The organism is Butyricimonas sp. Marseille-P3923 (assembly GCF_900184685.1).
GTDB lineage: Bacteria > Bacteroidota > Bacteroidia > Bacteroidales > Marinifilaceae > Butyricimonas > Butyricimonas muris.
Map to the genome: position 1 here is coordinate 357,195 of NZ_FXXL01000005.1, position 19,071 is coordinate 376,265.

The 19,071-nt window shown below is 44.4% G+C and carries 17 protein-coding genes; 11 read left to right on the forward strand and 6 right to left on the reverse strand.

Going from position 1 to position 19,071, the window contains the following annotated elements:
• Positions 1–35 precede the first annotated feature (35 nt).
• From CS948_RS05085 to CS948_RS05120, 8 genes are read left to right on the forward strand one after another with little or no spacing between them, the layout of a single operon-like run.
• Positions 36–3,584, forward strand: coding sequence for a SusC/RagA family TonB-linked outer membrane protein (locus CS948_RS05085; protein WP_255301861.1), 3,549 nt, complete (start codon positions 36–38; stop codon positions 3,582–3,584).
• Between the two features lie 12 nt (positions 3,585–3,596).
• Positions 3,597–5,132: a RagB/SusD family nutrient uptake outer membrane protein gene (locus CS948_RS05090; RefSeq protein ID WP_099290634.1), complete on the forward strand. Its 1,536-nt coding sequence runs from the start codon at positions 3,597–3,599 to the stop codon at positions 5,130–5,132.
• Positions 5,133–5,134: 2 nt separating this feature from the next.
• Positions 5,135–6,043 carry a hypothetical protein gene (locus CS948_RS05095; protein WP_099290635.1) on the forward strand — a complete coding sequence of 303 codons (909 nt, stop codon included), beginning with the start codon at positions 5,135–5,137 and terminating at the stop codon, positions 6,041–6,043.
• Positions 6,044–6,068: 25 nt separating this feature from the next.
• Complete coding sequence (locus tag CS948_RS05100; protein WP_099290636.1) at positions 6,069–6,776, forward strand: fibrobacter succinogenes major paralogous domain-containing protein; 708 nt, start codon at positions 6,069–6,071, stop codon at positions 6,774–6,776.
• 23 nt (positions 6,777–6,799) lie between these two features.
• Positions 6,800–7,312, forward strand: a complete 513-nt coding sequence (locus CS948_RS05105) for a redoxin domain-containing protein (protein WP_176554925.1) — start codon at positions 6,800–6,802, stop codon at positions 7,310–7,312.
• Positions 7,309–7,854 carry a redoxin domain-containing protein gene (locus tag CS948_RS05110; protein ID WP_099290638.1) on the forward strand — a complete coding sequence of 182 codons (546 nt, stop codon included), beginning with the start codon at positions 7,309–7,311 and terminating at the stop codon, positions 7,852–7,854. Before CS948_RS05105 ends, CS948_RS05110 begins: the two co-directional genes overlap by 4 nt.
• Positions 7,855–7,878: 24 nt before the next feature.
• Positions 7,879–8,430, forward strand: a complete 552-nt coding sequence (locus tag CS948_RS05115) for a TlpA disulfide reductase family protein (RefSeq protein ID WP_099290639.1) — start codon at positions 7,879–7,881, stop codon at positions 8,428–8,430.
• The gene (locus tag CS948_RS05120; protein WP_099290640.1) at positions 8,431–8,712 is read left to right on the forward strand and encodes a hypothetical protein; all 282 of its coding nucleotides are present in this window, start codon (positions 8,431–8,433) and stop codon (positions 8,710–8,712) included.
• A gap of 54 nt (positions 8,713–8,766) precedes the next feature.
• Here CS948_RS05120 and CS948_RS05125 read toward each other — a convergent pair whose 3' ends face one another.
• The 3 genes from CS948_RS05125 to CS948_RS05135 all read right to left on the reverse strand — a co-directional run bounded on the left by CS948_RS05125 (position 8,767) and on the right by CS948_RS05135 (position 12,338).
• Positions 8,767–10,182 carry an amidophosphoribosyltransferase gene (locus CS948_RS05125; protein ID WP_099290641.1) on the reverse strand — a complete coding sequence of 472 codons (1,416 nt, stop codon included), beginning with the start codon at positions 10,180–10,182 and terminating at the stop codon, positions 8,767–8,769.
• Positions 10,183–10,193: 11 nt separating this feature from the next.
• Positions 10,194–11,846 carry a SulP family inorganic anion transporter gene (locus CS948_RS05130; RefSeq protein WP_099290642.1) on the reverse strand — a complete coding sequence of 551 codons (1,653 nt, stop codon included), beginning with the start codon at positions 11,844–11,846 and terminating at the stop codon, positions 10,194–10,196.
• Between the two features lie 138 nt (positions 11,847–11,984).
• Positions 11,985–12,338: a co-chaperone YbbN gene (locus tag CS948_RS05135; protein WP_099290643.1), complete on the reverse strand. Its 354-nt coding sequence runs from the start codon at positions 12,336–12,338 to the stop codon at positions 11,985–11,987.
• 200 nt (positions 12,339–12,538) lie between these two features.
• On the opposite strand from CS948_RS05135, the gene CS948_RS05140 reads away from it, so the two are divergent.
• Complete coding sequence (locus tag CS948_RS05140) at positions 12,539–12,907, forward strand: YccF domain-containing protein (RefSeq protein ID WP_099290644.1); 369 nt, start codon at positions 12,539–12,541, stop codon at positions 12,905–12,907.
• Between the two features lie 221 nt (positions 12,908–13,128).
• On the opposite strand, the gene CS948_RS05145 is transcribed toward CS948_RS05140, so the two are convergent.
• Together CS948_RS05145 and CS948_RS05150 are read right to left on the reverse strand one after the other, a co-directional pair.
• A complete protein-coding gene (locus CS948_RS05145; protein ID WP_099290645.1) occupies positions 13,129–15,243 on the reverse strand; it encodes a type IA DNA topoisomerase in 2,115 nt (704 codons plus the stop codon).
• A 127-nt stretch (positions 15,244–15,370) separates the two neighbouring features.
• Positions 15,371–16,504, reverse strand: a complete 1,134-nt coding sequence (locus CS948_RS05150) for an OprO/OprP family phosphate-selective porin (RefSeq protein ID WP_176554926.1) — start codon at positions 16,502–16,504, stop codon at positions 15,371–15,373.
• 192 nt (positions 16,505–16,696) lie between these two features.
• Here CS948_RS05150 and CS948_RS05155 point away from each other — a divergent pair, with 192 nt between their 5' ends.
• Both CS948_RS05155 and CS948_RS05160 read left to right on the forward strand, forming a co-directional pair.
• Entirely contained in the window at positions 16,697–17,332 is a 636-nt protein-coding gene (locus CS948_RS05155; protein WP_099290647.1) for a lactate utilization protein, read from the forward strand.
• Between the two features lie 2 nt (positions 17,333–17,334).
• Positions 17,335–17,751, forward strand: coding sequence for a thioesterase family protein (locus CS948_RS05160; protein ID WP_176554927.1), 417 nt, complete (start codon positions 17,335–17,337; stop codon positions 17,749–17,751).
• Between the two features lie 54 nt (positions 17,752–17,805).
• On the opposite strand, the gene CS948_RS05165 is transcribed toward CS948_RS05160, so the two are convergent.
• On the reverse strand, positions 17,806–18,744 hold the full coding sequence (locus CS948_RS05165) for a DUF4595 domain-containing protein (protein WP_255301862.1): 939 nt from the start codon (positions 18,742–18,744) through the stop codon (positions 17,806–17,808).
• Between the last annotated feature and the right edge of the window lie 327 nt (positions 18,745–19,071).

Consider the following 19,071-nt stretch of genomic DNA (forward strand, 5'->3'; position numbering starts at 1 on the left):
TATATATATTTATTCATTTAAACAGTAATAGATTAATGAAAAAAAAGTATCTCAAAACAGCTATGGCTATAGTGGTAGTACTTCTATGCATACTCCCGCTACAAGCGAGTACGCTCTCTCCAAGCGACAAGCTAAATTTCAAAAGCCAACAAATGACTGTTGAACAAGTTTTCGATGAAATTTCAACACAATTAAAATGTGACGTATTCTATAACGAAAACCAGTTCGACGCACAGAAAATGGTACATCTGCCGCGTTTGCAAATGACGCTGGACGAAACATTGCAATTCATTTTAGCAGACAAATATTCCTACACGCTGGAAAAAAACTCGATAGTGATTGCCGCCCGTCCTTCCGTTACAAGTAAGAAAATAACCGGAACGGTAAAGGATGAAAAGGGAGAACCATTACCGGGGGTGACCATTTTAGTAAAAGGAACAACAACTGGATCCGCCACAGACGCCAATGGTAACTATTCGCTAGTAGTTCCGAAATTAGGCGTGCAACTCATTTTCTCGTTTATCGGGATGGAAACCCAAGAGATCACAGCCACCAAAGAGGTAACGAATGTCGTGATGAAAATGGATGTAAACGAGATGGATGAGGTTGTCATCACCGGTTACCAAGTAATCGACAAGAAAAAACTGACCAGCGCTATCTCGAGCGTGAAAGCCAAGGACGTGATGATTGCCGGAGCCATGTCTATCGACCAAATGCTCCAAGGGCGTGTGCCGGACATGATGATGATGACAAACTCCGGGGAAGTAGGTGTCGTTCCGAAAATCCGTATCAGAGGAACCTCCACGCTCGTGGGTAACCGCGAGCCGCTATGGGTGGTGGATGGAATCATCGTGCAAGACCCGGTGCCCATTGCCCCGGAAGAGTTGAACGACCCGGATTATATCAACCGCATCGGTAACGCTATCGCCGGACTGAATCCCCGGGATATCGACCGTATCGACATATTGAAAGATGCTTCCGCCACGGCTATCTACGGGGTGAAAGCGGCAAACGGGGTAATCGTGATTACCACGAAAAAAGGGCAAGTAGGACGTCCCGTAGTGAACTACGATTTCTCCGCCACCTACCGTCGCCGTCCCCGGTACACTGACCACAATATTCATTTGATGAACTCCAAACAACGGGTGGAATTCTCTAAAGACTTGGTAGAAAAACACCATGTATATTCCACGGACGTCAATTTAATCAGCTACGAGGGACTCGTGAACAATTTATACAACGGCACCATCACCCACGATCAATTCACGAGCGAGGTTGCCAAACTGGAAAACATGAATACCGACTGGTTTGATTTATTAACCGAAGATGCATTTTCCCACCAGCACACGGTCAGCATCTCCGGCGGAAGCGAGGAAATCCGTTATTACTCGTCCATCGGGTACGCCATCGACAACGATGTCATAAAAGGAAATAACAACGAACGCTACACCGCCGCTTTGAACGTGGATGCCACCATATCACCCAAAGTGACAGCCAGCCTTAACTTAAACGCGAATGTCGGGAAAAGGGAATATAGCGAGGAGAGTGTTAATCCCATCGACTACGCTTACACCACGAGCCGTGCTATCCCAGCCTTAGACAATCAAGGAAGGTATATCTATTACAAGCGTCAATATGCTTATCAACAATTATATAACTACAATATCCTGAACGAACTGGATAATAGCTATTCCCGACAGGATAACTCGGCCATCACGTTGACGGCAAACTTACGCTACAAAGCAACCAACTGGTTGTCATTCCAAGCCATATTCTCTTACTCTACTTCCAACACGGAACAGGAGAGTTACTTGGGAGAACAAACCTGGTACGCAGCTTCCTTGCGCAAATCGGAATACGGAGAAATTTCCAGTAAAGACCCAAATATCATGAACGAAATGCCTTACGGGGGAGAATTAAAAAAAGCATACACGCGCAATAACTCTTACACGGGACGTTTGCAAGCAGACATTAGTAAATATTTCGGGACTGACGACCAACACAATATCACCGCCAACTTAGGATACGAGGTCAGTTCCTCCAAATATGCAGGATTCGATCGCACGGACAGGGGTTATTACAATGATAGAGGAAAACAATTTACAGCCATAAATTTAGACGACTTCACGCATTACAAGTCATGGCTGCAAAACAACTTGCCAAGCGTGTCAGACAATCTAACAAACATGATTTCCGGATATCTCTCCGTATCATACAGCTACAAGAATTATTTCACGTTAAATGCCAACACGCGTATTGATGGCTCCAATCAATTCGGAAGCAGAAGCAATGAAAAATTACTTCCCGTGTGGTCAGTTTCCGGTTCTTACAATATTTCAGAACACACCAATATGGACAACCCGTGGGTCAGCAACTTGGCCTTACGACTTTCTTACGGTTACCAAGGAAACATGCTGAGCGGTCAATCCCCGGAAATGATTCTAAAGAAACTGCCCTTCAACACGCATTACAATGAATTAGAATCGAACGTATCAATTTATCCCAACCCGGACTTACGTTGGGAACGCACAAGTTCTTTCAATGTCGGTTTAGACTTTGCTCTATTCAAAAATGCCGTCCAAATGAATGCTTCCTATTATTACAAGCACACGAAAGATGCCTTTTTGACCAAAAAGATTTCAAGCGTGAACGGACGCGGCGAATACGTGATTAATTCCGGTACCATTGACAACCAAGGATTCAGCATTGATGCCACGGTAAGCCCTATTTCCAACGACAATTTCCGATGGACACTCTCGGCTTCCTACTCTAAAGTGTATAATGAAATGAACACCCTGCCGGGAGATAATGAATACGAATTGGACGACTTCTTAACCGGTAATGCCTTGACGAAAGGTCACGCGGTAGGAACTTTCTGGTCATACAAATTCATCGGTTTGAACCCGCGTAACGGAGGACCTGTTTTCGATGATATGCAAGACCGTAAACAAGAACTCGTGGGCTTGAATAAATACGACACGTACACGATGGTATTGACACCTTCCGGACAACGGGACCCGAAAGTGCAAGGTAGTCTAACAAATACATTGCGCTACAAGAGTTTCCGCCTGAACTTTATCCTCAATTATAGTTTAGGCTCCAAGATCAGGTTATTCGGTTTATATCCCGAAGGTTTGAATTTCGACCCGGAAAGAAATGTGAATTATGAAATGGTAGACCGTTGGCGTACCCCGGGTGATGAAAAACACACGAATATCCCGAATATCATTAACGGTTCTGACGCGGAAAGTCGAGCATACGCGCAACATTGGTCATTAGGCCTACAAGATCAAAACATTCAGATCATTGCTGAAAATGCATGGACCATGTATGACAATTCGGATCATCGGGTAGTGAGCGGCAACTATTTAAAATGCTCGAACATGAGTTTCACCTATGATTTCCCGATAGAAAAATTAGAGAAGTGGGGAATATCCATGCTCTCCGCCTCGTTATCCACGACCAACTTATTTGACATCAAATCAAAGAAATTGAAAGGACAAACTCCTATCCAGAGCGGATTCTCTGAAACACAATTGTCAGAACGTCCGACTTGGTCATTAAGTCTTAGTGTTTCATTTTAAAAAAAGTAGATTATGAAATATATTTATTTAACAGGTTTGCTTTGGTTACTGTTCACTTCCTGTTCGGATTTTTTGAAAGAGTATTCATTGGACCAAGCTTACGTGCGAGGTTACTCGGATTTGGACGAGTTATTGATCGGGGAAACTTACATGGCAACCGAATATTATGACATGAATTTAGACAAGGTTTATTACCCATACATCCATATGATGGCAGATGAAACCCAAGAAAATACCGAAAGCGTTAATTGGCAAACCAGTTATTCTTTATTCCAAAAACAATTTTTCGGATACATTACTTGGCAATACCGGATCGGATTAAACCCGGATAAATTGACAACAAAAGCAGAAGATACAGACTGGAACAAATTATATAAACATATCAACACTGCCAACATGATACTTTTCGAGATTGATAAACAATCTGCGGAAACAGACGAGGACAAACAAGCCGTGGCACGTATTCGCGGGGAAGCCTATTTCTTACGGGCAGCTTACTATTTCACCCTTGTGAACTTGTACGGACAACCGTATCAGCCTGCCAATGCGGCAACCGCTTTAGGGGTACCCGTGAAAACCAGTCCCGTGATTGAAGATAAAATGTTCCCTCGTGAATCATTGGCAACCGTGTATTCCCTAATCATTCAAGATTTGGAACAAGCGGCAACTAACTTGGAAGGCATCGCCCGCAAATCCATCTACCGGGCTAACCTGACAGCCGTACGTCTGTTGCAAAGCCGGGTATATCTTTATATGCAAAACTGGGCAGAAGCCGCCAAATACGCTCAATTATGTCTGGATTTACAATCGGATTTAATTGATTTGAACACATTTGACGGTTCAAAAGCTTTTGCCGAGGCAAGCTCCCCCGAAACCATCTTTTCCATGGGAGGAAATGGTATACAAGCAATAATTACAACCGCACAAAAAGGACTTAGTGCCTCTGAAGATTTGAAAGCATGCTATAAAGAGGGTGACTTGCGTAAAGAACATTTTGTTTGCAACAATGAAGAAAATTGGAGTGACTTATATTGGTATTGTAACAAATACGTGAGAAAGGAAAACCAATACACGGCCAATGTATCGGATAATTTCTTGTTCCGAACCGCTGAGGCTTGGTTGAATTTAGCAGAAGCATACGCATGCATGGGAGGGAACAACGAAACTGCAGCCCGCGAGGCTTTAGACCACTTGCGTGAACACCGCCTTGAAATGAATTCATTCGACGCAACAACTTTGTCCGGCGACGACTTGATAGAAGAAATTCGTACAGAAAGACGGCGGGAATTATGCTTCGAGGGACATCGTTGGTTTGACCTTCGCCGATATACCGTGAGCGAGAAAAAAACTTTCACCGGAGCCATTCGTAACACCTACACGGAATGGGGCAACTGGAATACTCTATCAACGATGTACACATACGAACTCAAAGCCGGCGACCCGTCGTGGACACTACAAATTCCTTACGAGGTAATTCAGTTCGAAGAATTGACTCCTAACCCAAGAAACGAAAGAACCCATATATCCATAAACCAATTTTATCTATAATCATGAAAAAGTTACAAGCATATATCCTTTACGGAATTATCTTATTAAGCTGTTTTTCGTGCGAAAAAGAAGATAGCCTGCAACCTAACGCCCCGCTCCCGAACTTATTCGCCCCGGCAGAAGGAGCCACAGACCTCACGTCGGAATTACGTCGAAAATTTCACGAGGAAACAGGATGTTATCTATTATTCACGGACACGCTGAAACATGAATATATCGGCACTGATGTGTATGGTAATCCATTATATAACACAGAATTAATAGACTTATCATATGGTGTAAACAGTTCTGCAGAATGGGTATTCTCATTCACGAATCTATCGGGTTACGAAAAACAAAAAGAGGCTGTTGAATTAGTCAAAAAATATATTTTACCAGTCTTGAACAAGAACTATTATCCCTATTCTTTCTTGTTGATAGATAACCTCACCTCCTACACGTATTGGATTGAAGAAGGAGATACCGATGGCTTCTGGGATTCAGGAGCAGAACAAGACTTCTATTTCGGTCCCCGGGCTTTAGCGATTTCGATATCGCTGTTACAGGAAGAACCGGAAGAATTTGCCCAAAAAATAGTCAAATCCACCCTAAACCAATATTTGACAGGAGATAAATTACAAGAATTCTACGCTCCCGGCAAAGAGTATTATGGCAAATATTTCTATGATTACCAGTATGACTTCTGGAGTGAGGAAGAGTTTATTATGGCAACAGGAATTTTATCCTTTTATTATGACGGGTACGAATATTTTGAAGTGGATAGTATGGATTCTGATTTAGATATATATCTAACGGCAATTCTCGAGGGCTCCGAAGAAGACTTTAAAGCCGAGTATGGCGACTACCCCTTGGTAATTAAAAAGTATGATATGCTCAAACAACTTTTGATTAAAGGTGGTTTCAATTTTTAAATTAAACATTTATACAAAGACATATATGAAAAGACGATTTATAGCCATTGTCATCGGTTTATTGACCTTAAGCTGGGCTTGCTCGGACGATGACGATAATCAAATACCGGTAATCGAACCGGAAGCACAGGGAGTGTTCAAAGGCGTAGTCGAATATGAAGACGAGGAATTAGAAATTGAATTCCCGTGGGTACGCTACGGCAATTTGGAGTGGATGACAACCAACTTGAATATCGACATCAGTGTAGACCGATGGTCGACGTCAAACGGATGCGAAATAAGCCATGACCCCGACAGAAATCCCATTGATATGGAAATCGAGAAAAAACAAAATTACGAAACATTCGGGTGCCTTTATACCTACGAAAAAGCATCCATCCTCTGTCCGGAAGGCTGGCGCATCCCGACGGATGAAGACTGGCAATCATTGGAAAAAGCAATGGGAATGTCAAATACCGATTTAAACGCAACCGATTGGAGAGGAAATCCAGTCGGTACACTATTACAAGAAGAAGAAGGCTCCATGATAAACCTGCGTACCGGAGGCATGGGAGATAATGACGGTTTTTATTTCACTTATGTATATGGCTTTTACTGGACGGCAACCCCGGAAGCAGAAGAGAGCAATCTCCATTATTGCCGCCAGATAAGTTACAATTCCGGTAAAATAGCGCGGCTCACTATCGATAAAGGTAAAATGCTTTCCGTACGCTTTGTACGGGATGCTAAATAACAAACAAATAAATGAATACTAGAATGATGAAAATTTGGTTATTACTTGTCGGGCTACTATTCGCAGCCCTATGCTCCGCCCAAGAACAAGAAAGTGTTGATGCTTTGCGTCCCCCAACTCTTTTAGGAAAAATGGCTCCGGAGTACCCTGTACAAAAATGGATCAACCGGGAGAGCAAAAAGAGTGACAAAAAATTAACATTACTATATTTTTGGTCTACCTCTAATCCGACAGCCGCTTACATTGACATTCCTCGTTTCAACAAATTCGCGAAAGAATTTGGGGATAAATTGAATATTATCGGTTTATCGGATGATGCACCCGAATTCATTTCAGACATCGAACCGGCATTAGAATTTCCTTACGCTTACGCCCCGGAAGCCGTGAAGAACTTCAAAATCAAAATCCCCGGCTACTGTTACATTATAGATCCCCGGGGAAAAGTGATTTATGAAGGTTTCCCCTTGCTGGAAGGAGAAACCATCACGGAGAAATTCTTGAAAAAATTAATCAAAAAACACTATAAGAAAAAATGAGAAAAATACTTATCACCAGCTTATTGCTGTGTCTATTCAGCTTCGGGATTCAAGCACAATGGAAACGCCAACCGTCCTTTAAAGGACAACGTTTTCCAGACTTCACCGTGAAAGAGTGGATTAGTAAACAACCGAAATTAAAAGGGAAATTCATCCTCGTTGATTTCTGGTGTATCATGGCTTATCCCGTAACACACCGCACGGTTCCCTATCAGAATCATCTGGCTAAAAAATACAAGAAACAACTTCAAGTGATCGGGTTAACCTGTGAAGAAGCAAACCTCGTGAAATTAATGGTCGATCCGTACATCCAATACTATAGCGGTATTGTCGATTTGGCCACAATTGACAATATATTTAAACTCGAAGGCTGGCCCACGAGCTACTTGATTGACCCGGAAGGAACCGTTGTATGGGAAGGCTATGTGCTCAAAGAAGGTCAAGGGGAAAAGAATATATTCAACTTGACAGAGGAGAAACTGGAACAATTCTTCAAAGACTATCAACAGAAGAAAAAGTCACGCAAATCCAAGAAATCATAATTCATTATTTATAAAGATTTAAACATGAAAAAATTATTACTATTTTTATCCACCTTTTTCGCTATCACATCCTCTTTTTCCCAAGAGAATGAGGAATTTGACTGGGACAGACCCATGTTAGGGAAAAAAGCTCCCGCATTACAAGTCAAAGAATGGTTAACCGAAAAGCCCGATACAACGGGCAAATTCATCATTCTTGACTTTTGGTCCACTGGTTGCGGTCCCTGCGTGAAGTTTACCCCCCACATGAATGAATTCGCCAAAATATTCAAAAAAGAGGCTGTTTTCATTGCCATCGCCTTACAGTCTAAAGCTAGCTTGGAAAAAGGAGTCAAACAAATTGAAAAAATAAAAAAAGAAAGGAATGAAAAATACACGCCTATAGAATTTTATCAAGCCACTGACCCCAAGTGCGAACTATTCGGTCGATATGGAGGTGAAAGCATACCCATGGTAATCATCATAGACCCGGAAGGAATTGTACGCTGGCAAGGCAATCCTCACGGGGAAAATGGTGAAGGAGCACTGACAGAAAAAGTGATTAAAGAAATCATCGCTAAATACAAGAAAAAATAAATGGAACTCACGGTTGAAAATTTCGAAGAAGCACGGCAAATATGCATACAGGCTGTTTTGGAAGCAATGAAAACTCTGGCGTACGATGCCTATATCGGGGGAGAAGGCAGTGAAGACGGAATATACGTTGCCGGCGTGAACGAGCACGACAGAATCCTTTATATCACTCATTTTGATTGGGAAGAAGTTTCCGAAATATTACCCGCAATCGAAGCCGGGGAAGTAAGGGAATGGCTCATCGAAATAAATAAAGAATGTTATTCCGATGGAATAATCAAGTAAAAAAATGACCGGAGATGTAATTCCCCGGTCATTTTCTATATTACCCAAATCTTCTTACATATAAGACGAATTATCCCAACAATGCGTGCAAAGCTCCTCCTTCGGCAACCCGATAGCCTTCACGATATCCTCCAAGCGTTGGAATTTCAGCGAATCCAATTGCAAATGCTGAGCCATCACCTCCAGCATCTTCTTGTACTTCTCCGAATCGGGGTCCGTATACGGTTTTAAAATCTCTTCCGTCAAATCGGACGTACCCTCTAAATCCCGAATCACCCGACGGGTAAACAAATCAAAATTCGAACGGGAAGAAGAGAAATTCAAAAACACGCAAGGGTACACCAACGGCGGGCAAGCAATACGCATATGCACTTCCTTCACCCCGCATTCCCGCAATTTCACCACGTTATCCTTCAACTGCGTACCCCGGACAATCGAATCATCCAAGAATAAAATCTTCGCATCGCGAGTGAACGCCTCGTTCGGCAACAGTTTCATTTTCGCCACCAAATCACGCATCGCTTGATTTTGCGGCATAAAACTACGCGGCCACGTGGGCGTGTACTTCACGAAAGGTCGTTTATACGGGATATGACGGGCATTGGAATAACCGATAGCGTGTCCCACGCCCGAATCCGGAATCCCGGCAGCGTAATCCACCTCCACGTCGTCATTCGCGGCAATAGCCGCACCGCAACGGTAACGGGCATCCTCCACGTTTATCCCCTCGTAATAAGAGGACGGGTAACCGTAATACACCCACAAAAAGGAACAAATCTGTTTCTTGCACCCCGGCTCGGTAATCTGCGTAATCCCGTCGCGAGTGATATGCAAAGCCTCCCGCGGTCCCAAATCACGCACGATAGAATACCCGAGATTCGTGAACGATGAACTTTCGCTTGCCACCACATACCCGAATTCATTTTTCCCCAACACGATGGGCGTCCTGCCATATTTATCGCGAGCGGCATAAATTCCGGTTTCCGTCAATACCAAAAAAGAACACGACCCCTTGACCGTATTGTACACGTTCTCGATACCTTCTCTAAAAGTATTACCGGAATTAATCAACATAGCGACCGCCTCTGTCGGGTTCACCGTGGAACTGGACAACTCGGCAAAATGCTTTCGCTCTTCCAAAAAACGAGCCACTATCTCGTCCAAATTATCCAAACGCCCCACGACCACAACCGCGAAACGTCCCAAATGCGAGGTCACCGTGATGGGCTGCGACTCCATATCGCTGATAATCCCGATTCCCAACGTAGAACCCGAAAACCTGTCCAACTCCGGCTCGAACTTATTCCGGAAATAAGCACTTTCCAAACTATGGATAGAACGATTAAAATCCACCCCGTTATAAAAAGCCATACCGGCACGCTTCGTTCCCAAGTGAGAATGGTAATCCGTACCATAAAACACATCTGCCACACAATCCTTACGAGATACACAGCCAAAAAATCCGCTCATATATTATCTTTTTAATTATTCTCGACCATCTCCTTTGCCGCACTCAAAGCCATATCGAACTTCGGGTAAATATTCCCGACCCCGACAAGTTCGCCGATTCCGCCTTTCAACAAATCTTTCTTCACCGGTTCACTTACTCCCGACAACACGATTCTCGTGTTCTCCTTTGTCAACTGTAGAATAGTTTCTTTCAGGTTTTTCAACCCGGTAGAATCCACGAACGGCACATGCCGCATACGGATAATCAACACACTATAATTCACGCCCAAGTTACGAATTGTTTCGCAATAAGTCTTAGCCGAACCGAAGAAAAACGGCCCGCTAATCTCGTATATACCCAAACCTTTCGGTAAATCCTTGTAATTCTCAGAGATATCTTGGTCCAGATTGGTTGCCCCGGTAATCTCTTTCGGCGCATTATCCGCCATACGCTTCATGAACAAGAGTGCCGCCAGCACAACCCCTATCTCGATAGCCACGGTCAAATCGACCAACACGGTCAAGAAGAACGTCACCAGCAAAATCACCACGTCGAACACCGAAGCCCGCAATATGGAACGGAACGACCGCCATTCACTCATGTTATAAGAAACCACGATTAAAATACCCGCCAAACAGGACATGGGAATCAAAGAAGCCCATTTCCCGAAAAACAACATAATCAACAACAGAACCACGGCATGCGTCATTCCCGCCACCGGGGTACGCCCCCCGTTTTTCACGTTAGTTGCCGTACGGGCAATAGCTCCCGTGGCAGGGATTCCCCCGAACAAAGGAGAGGCTATATTGGCAATACCTTGCGCTATCAACTCCGTGTTGGAACGATGACGACCACTAATCATACCATCAGCCACCACGGCGGACAGCAACGACTCAATCGAGCCCAGTATGGCAATCGTCAGTGCCGGTTGCAGGTAATAAGACAAATTCCCCCAATCTATCGTCGGAAAAGTCGGAGCGAAATTACACTTAATCTCCCCGAACAACGACCCGATAGTCGTCACCGAGTTCTCCGGCAAAAACATAGCAAGAGGAGTAATAACCAATATCGCCACGAAAGAACCCGGAACCCGTGATGTAATCTTCGGCATATACACGGTAATCAATATTGTCACGACCGTGATTCCCACGGCATACCAATTCACCGTGTTGATATTACTGAAATAAGCTCCCCATTTCCCGATAAAACTACTCGGTAAATCCGCAATCGTCAACCCCAAGGCGTTGGATATCTGCGTCGAGAAAATCACCAAAGCGATTCCTGAAGTAAAACCGACAATCAAGGGATGCGGAATAAATTTCAGCAACGTACCCAACCGTAACAACCCGAATCCAATCATAATCACCCCCGCCAATATCGTGGCGATAATCATACCGTCAATCCCGTACTGTTGGATAATCCCGTAAACAATAACAATAAAAGCACCCGTGGGACCACCGATTTGTACCCGGCTTCCTCCCAGCAACGAAATCAAAAAACCGGCAACGATAGCCGTTATAATACCTTTCTCCGGAGATACCCCGGAAGCCACGGCAAACGCAATTGCCAACGGAATCGCCACGATTCCCACTACTACTCCCGCGAGAATATCCTTAGAAAGATTCTTCTTCACGGTACCATCTTTAATTAAACCGAACAGCTTCGGACTGAACACCTTTTCCATAATGCTACCTTGTTAAAAACAAGCCGCAAAGGTAATAATATAAATGGTAAAATGAAAAAACGTGAAAATGAAAAACATTCCCGCAGGCTCTGCACAGTCAAACAGCCTGTAACCTGCCAACTTGCCGAAGGCAAACGCCTACACGTTAAAAACTTCCCTCACGTACTTCTTCAATTCCCCTTTCGACAGAGCCCCCCGTCCCAATCGCGGCTGCCCCAGCATGGGCACGAACAGCAAGGTAGGAATACTATGTACCCGAAACGCCCGTGCCAGCTCCCGTTCCACTTCACTATCCACCTTATAAATATCAATCTTCCCCTCGTACTCCCGCTTCAACTCCTCCAGAATCGGGGCAATGGTCTTACACGTGCCGCTCCAGTTCGCGTAAAAATCTATCAATGCAGGACGCTCCCCCTCAAACTTATACCTCCCGCCATCTTGGTAGTCAAACACTTTCTGTTTAAAGCTATCCTTGGTCAAATGCTCAATCATATAATCAGTTTATAAAGTTCATAAAGTCCATAAAGTTTATAAAGTTCTTTCCAAAAAACATTTGTTTGGTAGCTCATCCACTTTATGAACCTTACAAACCTTATGAACCTTATAAACTCCATATTCTTACGACATTATTTTCCTTTTTGTTTTCTTTATCGTATCTTTGGTGAGGCTATTTAAATATTAATACAATAAACATGAAAATCTTAGGAAATATTATCTGGGTAGTCTTCGGCGGACTATTCATCGCCATTGAATACTTCGTTTCCAGCGTGGGACTATTCATCACTATTATAGGTATCCCTTTCGGGTTGCAAACCTTAAAACTCGGCGTGTTGGCACTATGGCCGTTCGGCAGCAAGGTTGTCGATATTCCACAAAGCAGCGGTTGTCTGTCCTTTTTGATGAATGTCATCTGGTTCTTTATCGGCGGGATATGGATATTCCTGTCGCACATACTCTTCGGGGTAATCTTCTGCATCACCATCATCGGCATCCCCTTCGGCATGCAGCATTTTAAACTCGCCGGACTAGCCCTGACACCCTTCGGCCACGACGTGGAATAAGAAAAGCGGACCACATCCCTAAGGTCCGCTCATCTAAAAATGTCGCCAAGCGACAGGGATTTACACGTTCTGTGATTCACGATTTAGTGATTCAATATCATGAAAACAATATGATTTCCATCTCATTGTTTTCTTCATTTATGTTATCGTTTCACAAATCTAAAGAATAAAAACCGATAACACGTCCTTGGAAAAAGGATTTAAGATAGATTTAATACACCCTATTTCTTATCCACGACCACCTTGCAACTGTCGTCCAAACGCAAAACACCGCTAAACGTACTGCCATCCTCGTTTTTAAAACCGGTCAACACACCCGTTTTAGACTTTAACACCAACGCCTCGACTTGCTTCTGTGTTAATTTTTTCCCAAAAAATTCCATGGGAACAAGAAAATCACATGACTTCCGGTACAAACTACACCCCCAAGCAGTCCGTCCCTTGATTACGTCGCCGTTCCCGCACTTCGGGCATTTCAGCACGACAGGCTCCGCGGGCTCCTTTTTCTTCCGGGGAGTTTTCTCCTTTTTCGGTTCCTCATTTTTCACTTCCTCGGTCACCTCCACCGTGATTGCCTTCCGGGGCGAACATTTGACAACATGTACCAGCTCATTCACCATCACCTTCAACTCCTCCATAAAATCAGCAATCTGATAAGTCCCGTCCTCTATCATCCGCAACTTCTTCTCCCACTGTCCCGTCAATTCCGCCGACTTCAACAAATCATTCTGTATCGTGTCAATCAACTCCACTCCCGTTGACGTCGCCACCAGTCGCTTCTTATCCTTGCGAATATATCCCCGCTTTAACAACGTTTCGATAATACCCGCCCGCGTAGATGGTCGCCCAATCCCGTTCTCTTTCATCAAGTCCCGCAATTCCTCGTCCTCCACCTGTTTCCCGGCAGTTTCCATGGCACGCAACAAATCTGCCTCCGTGTAATACTTCGGCGGCTGCGTTTCTTTCTCCTGCAACTCCGGCGTATGTGGTCCTTTCTCCCCCACCTCGTACACGGGCAACACGTTCTCGTCACTCTGTTTGTTGGATGCCGCCGGAAACACCACCCGCCATGCAGGATTAATAATCTGTTTCCCGGTCGCCTTAAATTCATGTTCACCCACTTGCGCCATCACCGTTGTATTGGCAATCTCACAATCCGGGTAGAACACCGCGATAAAACGTCGGGCAACCAAATCGTACACCCGCTTCTCGTCGGGCGTCATGTCATAACTGAACACCCCGGTAGGAATGATAGCGTGGTGGTCCGTGATTTTCTTATCATTGAATACCTTCGCCGATTTTCGCAACTTTCCCCCGTTCAACACGGCGTCAACCAATGTCGCGTAAGGTTTTAACCCTTTCAGTATTCCCGGTGCCTTCGGGTATATATCATTCGGTAAAAAATTCGTGTCCACACGGGGATAAGTCGTCAATTTTTTCTCGTAAAGCGACTGTATCACTTTCAACGTCGTGTCTGCCGAGAAAGCAAACTTCCGGTTACACTCCACCTGCAACAATGTCAAGTCAAACAATTTCGGGGGATGCTCCATTGCCTTTTTGCGTTCCGAACTCTTGATTTCCAACTCCAAGGGCGTAATCTCCTGCATGAAGCCTTCCGCTTCCTCTTTCACCGTGAAACGTCCTTTCGTGTAAGAAAACCAACCTCCCCGGTAATCCGTCCGCACCTCCCAATAAGTTTCGGGTTTGAACTGCTCTATCGCCTTTTGCCTGTCCACGAGCAACGCCAACGTGGGCGTCTGTACCCGCCCGATTGACAACACGTTTTTCCCGTTACCGTAACGCAACGTGTAGGCCCGCGTGGCATTCATTCCCAACAACCAATCACCGATAGCCCTTGCCGAACCCGCCGCGTACAACGTGTCAAAATCCTTCGCGTCCATCAACTTATCAAACCCCTCCTTGATTGCCTCTTCCGTCAACGACGAAATCCACAACCGTTTCACCGGAGCCTTGCACTTCGCTTTTGTCATCACCCATCGTTGTATCAACTCTCCCTCCTGTCCGGCATCACCGCAGTTTATCACCATCTCCGCCCGATTGAACAACTCCTCGATAACAGCAAACTGCCGTTTAATCCCCTCGTCATCAATCAACTTGATTCGAAACGAGGACGGAATCATCGGCAGTACCGACAAATTCCAGAACTTCCACTTTTCCGTGTACTCGTGCGGTTCCTGTAACGAACAAAGATGCCCGAATGTCCACGTCACGCAATAGTCATTCCCCTCGAAATAACCATTCCGACGCACTTTGGCTCCCAACACCTCCGCAATCTCTTTCGCCACACTCGGCTTTTCCGCTATACAAACACGCATCGAATAATTTTAGATTTTAAATTTTAGATTTTAGATTTCACCCCACATTCCAACACTACTCCCCTTGCCGCCCGAAGCAATCCCTTCATTTTCAATTTTCAACTTTCAACTTTCAATTTTCAATTGTTTAGAAGCTCAACTGGATTCTCCCTTGAATCATACTAAACGTCTGTTTCCCTCCCTCTTGAGCATGTTTATCCAAACTCACCAGACTATAACTCATCTTTGCCGAAACGTATTTATTAAAATAATAAATACCACCGACAGACAAGTCATTTTGCTTGCCCCCCATGATTCCGGCATCTTTATCGTTCATATTCGTGATATTATAACGACACAAAAGCTCCAAGCACTTTTCTCCCGGGGCAACCGCCATACCACTCTCTTTATTATAAGCGTAACGCCCGTTCAACAAAGCATAACCGACCTGCGCGTACCAACCGTCGCCATTATAATTCTCCACTGCCGCCCGACGATTCACGTGAGCCAACAAGTATTCGCCCTGCACGTACCATTTATCAAGCACCATGACAACCTCCGCACCGAACCGCCATTCATTGATAGCATCCGTCACGTCGGCACGCAAAAACTTCTCCGGAATCAAATTGGAAGGAGCCCCGGCAGAATACACCACCTTACTCTCCTCCGCGTCCCCTAACGCGCTAAACCGGGAAGAAAACCCGATATGCATCACGTCTTCGCCATTCAGATAAGGACGATACAGTACCCGCCCCGACAAAGCATATCCCTCGTCACCTTTCTCCGTGTTATCCACATCTTTATCGCTAAATACCCCGGCAGAAATATTCAAGAGGTCGACATTGTACGTGTAACTCGCTCCCAACTTACGACGGTCGCCGAAAGCGATTCCGGTCACTGCCGCCCCGTTGAACTTCATATCCGAACTCCCGATGCGATACTCCAACGAGTAAGGTTCAAAAAAATGTCCCACCCGGAACAGATTCTTCCCGTCACGGTATTCTATAAAAATATCTTTCATGGATACTTTGCTCTTGGCAAATCCCACTTCAATCTTCCCAGTCCAACGCTCAAGGAAACGCACCACCGTCCCCAGCCTCAAATCATACACCTCCGCGGCATTTCCCAACGAAGTCTTATCACTAAAAAACACTCCCCCGTCAAACAACGCCCGACCAATCAAACGTGCCTCAAAATCCCCTTTCTCAGACTTCAACGCCAACTGCGCGAAAACTCCCGTGTAACAAGCCACCAAAAGTAAAAGCAAAAACACTTTCCTCATCATCAAGGTTTTAATTGATTAATAATTCATTTCAGAACAGAATATCTCTCGCGAAAATACAAAAAAATCAACGATTCACTATCTTTGTTACTTCAAACACAATAACGTGTCCGGCATACAAAAAGTTGCATTACATCTTGTAACATCTTGAGTAAAAAGCTCTACGGGCGAAAACAATAAAAAAACGACTCTATGGAAAAAGAAATCATAACCCGCACGATAAAAGCCTTGGAAAGCAACCATTTCGAGGTTTATTACGCCGAAAACAAGGAAGAAGCAAAAGAAATTTTCTTCAAGGAGATTTTCGAGAAAATAAAACCCGCCACCGTGTCGTGGGGAGATTCCATGACCATGAAAGCCACTGGCGTTTTGGACGAGATCGCCAATAATCCCGAATGCATCCTCATCCGCACCTTTCAAGAAGGATATAGCCGGGCACAGAAAACTTACTGGCGTCGCCAAGCCCTCCACGCCGACCTGTTCCTCACGGGCACGAACGCCCTCACGCGACAAGGACAACTTGTCAATATCGACATGGTAGGCAACCGGGTAGCGGGACTCACTTTCGGCCCCGAGCACGTCGCTCTTTTTATCGGTACCAACAAAATTGTCGAGAACATCGAGCAAGCCATGGAACGCATCCGCACCGTGGCAGCACCATTGAATGCCATCCGTCACACGAACCTGCATACTCCTTGCCAGAAAACCAAAACCTGCATGAATTGCCAGAGTGCCGACCGGATATGCAACACGTGGACCATTACAGAGAAATCATTCCCGCGGAAACGGGTAAAAATCATTCTTATCAACGAATCGTTAGGCTTATAATCATGAGAGAATTTGAATTTGAAATAGAAATGAAAGTACGGGACTACGAGTGCGACCTGCAAGGCGTGGTAAATAATTCCAACTACCAGCACTACATGGAGCATGCCCGTCATGAATTTTTGGAAACCACCGGAACCAGCTTTTCCGCCCTACACGACCAAGGCATCGACGTCATGGTCGCCCGTATCGACATCTCCTACAAACACCCGCTCCGGGGCAGTGACCGTTTTGTCGTGAAAGTCGCCTACGAAAGAGAAGGAGTCAAACTGGTATTCTTTGAAGACATCTACAAGCTCCCGGAACAAACGCTGTGCGCAAGAGGGCGAATTGAAGCCATTTGCCTTCAAAACGGCAAACTCACCCGCGGAGAACTTTTCGACACGATATTTATCGACAAAGTAAAAAAGAAACAAGAATAAAAAAACGAGTATCCACGTTCAAAAATGGATACTCGTTTCCAAAATTTCTAAAAACTACTTTCTACCACGGTGACGCATAAAGAATGAACGGAAATTCAAACTCTTGGCATCAGAATTATCCTCGAACACTGAAGACCGTCCTAAAGAATCATCTTCATCATAGGTGATATAAGAATAATTATATGATCTTCCATTGACATACTCCGTTGCAATGGTCCCATCTGAATTGAAAGAGTATGTCATATTACTGTCATGCTTCCCCTCGTTTTCGTATCCATCCGAATCTTTCTCGTACCACTCCTCCGTGTATGAAACCGGGAAATAAGACGATGCCTTTCCCAGCATTCCGACATACGCGAAAATATCCGCATCCTCCATGTCAAGAACGTCTGCTAATCCCACAGAGTATTGCCCCAGTTCATTTTTCTGGTCGCCATACTCAATCGTGCAAGTGGAACCGGCTTCCGACTTCTCACCATCCTCCGTGTCCATCTCCTCGGTCACAACCTTAACCAAGTTTCCGTTTTTCCACATGTAGGTAGCTTTATAAGTCCCCTTATAAGAAAAACTTTCCCCGTCTTCCTTACCACTCTCGCTAGAAGATTCCGAATAAGACGTTAGCTGACCATCTCCGTTATAAGAAAAAGAAATCTCTCCACTTCCTTTATAACTACCATCTTCATCCTTATAATCCCACGATGCTTTAATACTTTTGATATATCCCTTACCGGTAAACGACACTTTAGCCTCCTCGTCATCAGAGATTAAAATTCCCTTGTCATAATCAATCTCTCCCAACACATAAGAACCGCTTTTAACTTGAACACAGCGACCGTTGTCATCATACACGAAAGAGTAATTCCCGACTTTGGAAGGTAATTTCCCGGCGTATGTCATCGTCGGCCCTTGCGGAGTTTTGTCATCATCATCATCACTACAAGCTGCAAATAAGCACATTACCATGGCTATTATTGCCCATAACAAATTTTTCATCTTTCTTTTCGTTTAAGAATTATAAAATAATCAGTTCGCAAAATTAAGCAAGCTCACAAAAAAAATCAAGTCCTCAAATTCGTTTTTTAATATATCAATTCATATTTTTAAATTATCGGACAATTCTCATATTTCTGCCACGTTATGCTCCAAATAGTATATTCATACCCTATTCCTAAAGTTCTACTACCTCTACACGGTCACAGGTAGCTTATCTCCCGCTTACATCACCGTTACCGATAGGTGATGCAAGTAAGATATAACCGTCCAGTAAGTTTCATGAGATATTATTACGGTAGGATAACCTTGGGATATTCGGAAGAATCT

Bases quoted from the DNA above. Each gene is read 5' to 3' on its own strand.
- CS948_RS05085 (WP_255301861.1), top strand. From the start codon at position 36: ATGAAAAAAAAGTATCTCAAAACAGCTATGGCTATAGTGGTAGTACTT.
- CS948_RS05090 (WP_099290634.1), top strand. From the start codon at position 3,597: ATGAAATATATTTATTTAACAGGTTTGCTTTGGTTACTGTTCACTTCC.
- CS948_RS05095 (WP_099290635.1), top strand. From the start codon at position 5,135: ATGAAAAAGTTACAAGCATATATCCTTTACGGAATTATCTTATTAAGC.
- CS948_RS05100 (WP_099290636.1), top strand. From the start codon at position 6,069: ATGAAAAGACGATTTATAGCCATTGTCATCGGTTTATTGACCTTAAGC.
- CS948_RS05105 (WP_176554925.1), top strand. From the start codon at position 6,800: ATGATGAAAATTTGGTTATTACTTGTCGGGCTACTATTCGCAGCCCTA.
- CS948_RS05110 (WP_099290638.1), top strand. From the start codon at position 7,309: ATGAGAAAAATACTTATCACCAGCTTATTGCTGTGTCTATTCAGCTTC.
- CS948_RS05115 (WP_099290639.1), top strand. From the start codon at position 7,879: ATGAAAAAATTATTACTATTTTTATCCACCTTTTTCGCTATCACATCC.
- CS948_RS05120 (WP_099290640.1), top strand. From the start codon at position 8,431: ATGGAACTCACGGTTGAAAATTTCGAAGAAGCACGGCAAATATGCATA.
- CS948_RS05125 (WP_099290641.1), bottom strand. From the start codon at position 10,182: ATGAGCGGATTTTTTGGCTGTGTATCTCGTAAGGATTGTGTGGCAGAT.
- CS948_RS05130 (WP_099290642.1), bottom strand. From the start codon at position 11,846: ATGGAAAAGGTGTTCAGTCCGAAGCTGTTCGGTTTAATTAAAGATGGT.
- CS948_RS05135 (WP_099290643.1), bottom strand. From the start codon at position 12,338: ATGATTGAGCATTTGACCAAGGATAGCTTTAAACAGAAAGTGTTTGAC.
- CS948_RS05140 (WP_099290644.1), top strand. From the start codon at position 12,539: ATGAAAATCTTAGGAAATATTATCTGGGTAGTCTTCGGCGGACTATTC.
- CS948_RS05145 (WP_099290645.1), bottom strand. From the start codon at position 15,243: ATGCGTGTTTGTATAGCGGAAAAGCCGAGTGTGGCGAAAGAGATTGCG.
- CS948_RS05150 (WP_176554926.1), bottom strand. From the start codon at position 16,504: ATGAGGAAAGTGTTTTTGCTTTTACTTTTGGTGGCTTGTTACACGGGA.
- CS948_RS05155 (WP_099290647.1), top strand. From the start codon at position 16,697: ATGGAAAAAGAAATCATAACCCGCACGATAAAAGCCTTGGAAAGCAAC.
- CS948_RS05160 (WP_176554927.1), top strand. From the start codon at position 17,335: ATGAGAGAATTTGAATTTGAAATAGAAATGAAAGTACGGGACTACGAG.
- CS948_RS05165 (WP_255301862.1), bottom strand. From the start codon at position 18,744: ATGAAAAATTTGTTATGGGCAATAATAGCCATGGTAATGTGCTTATTT.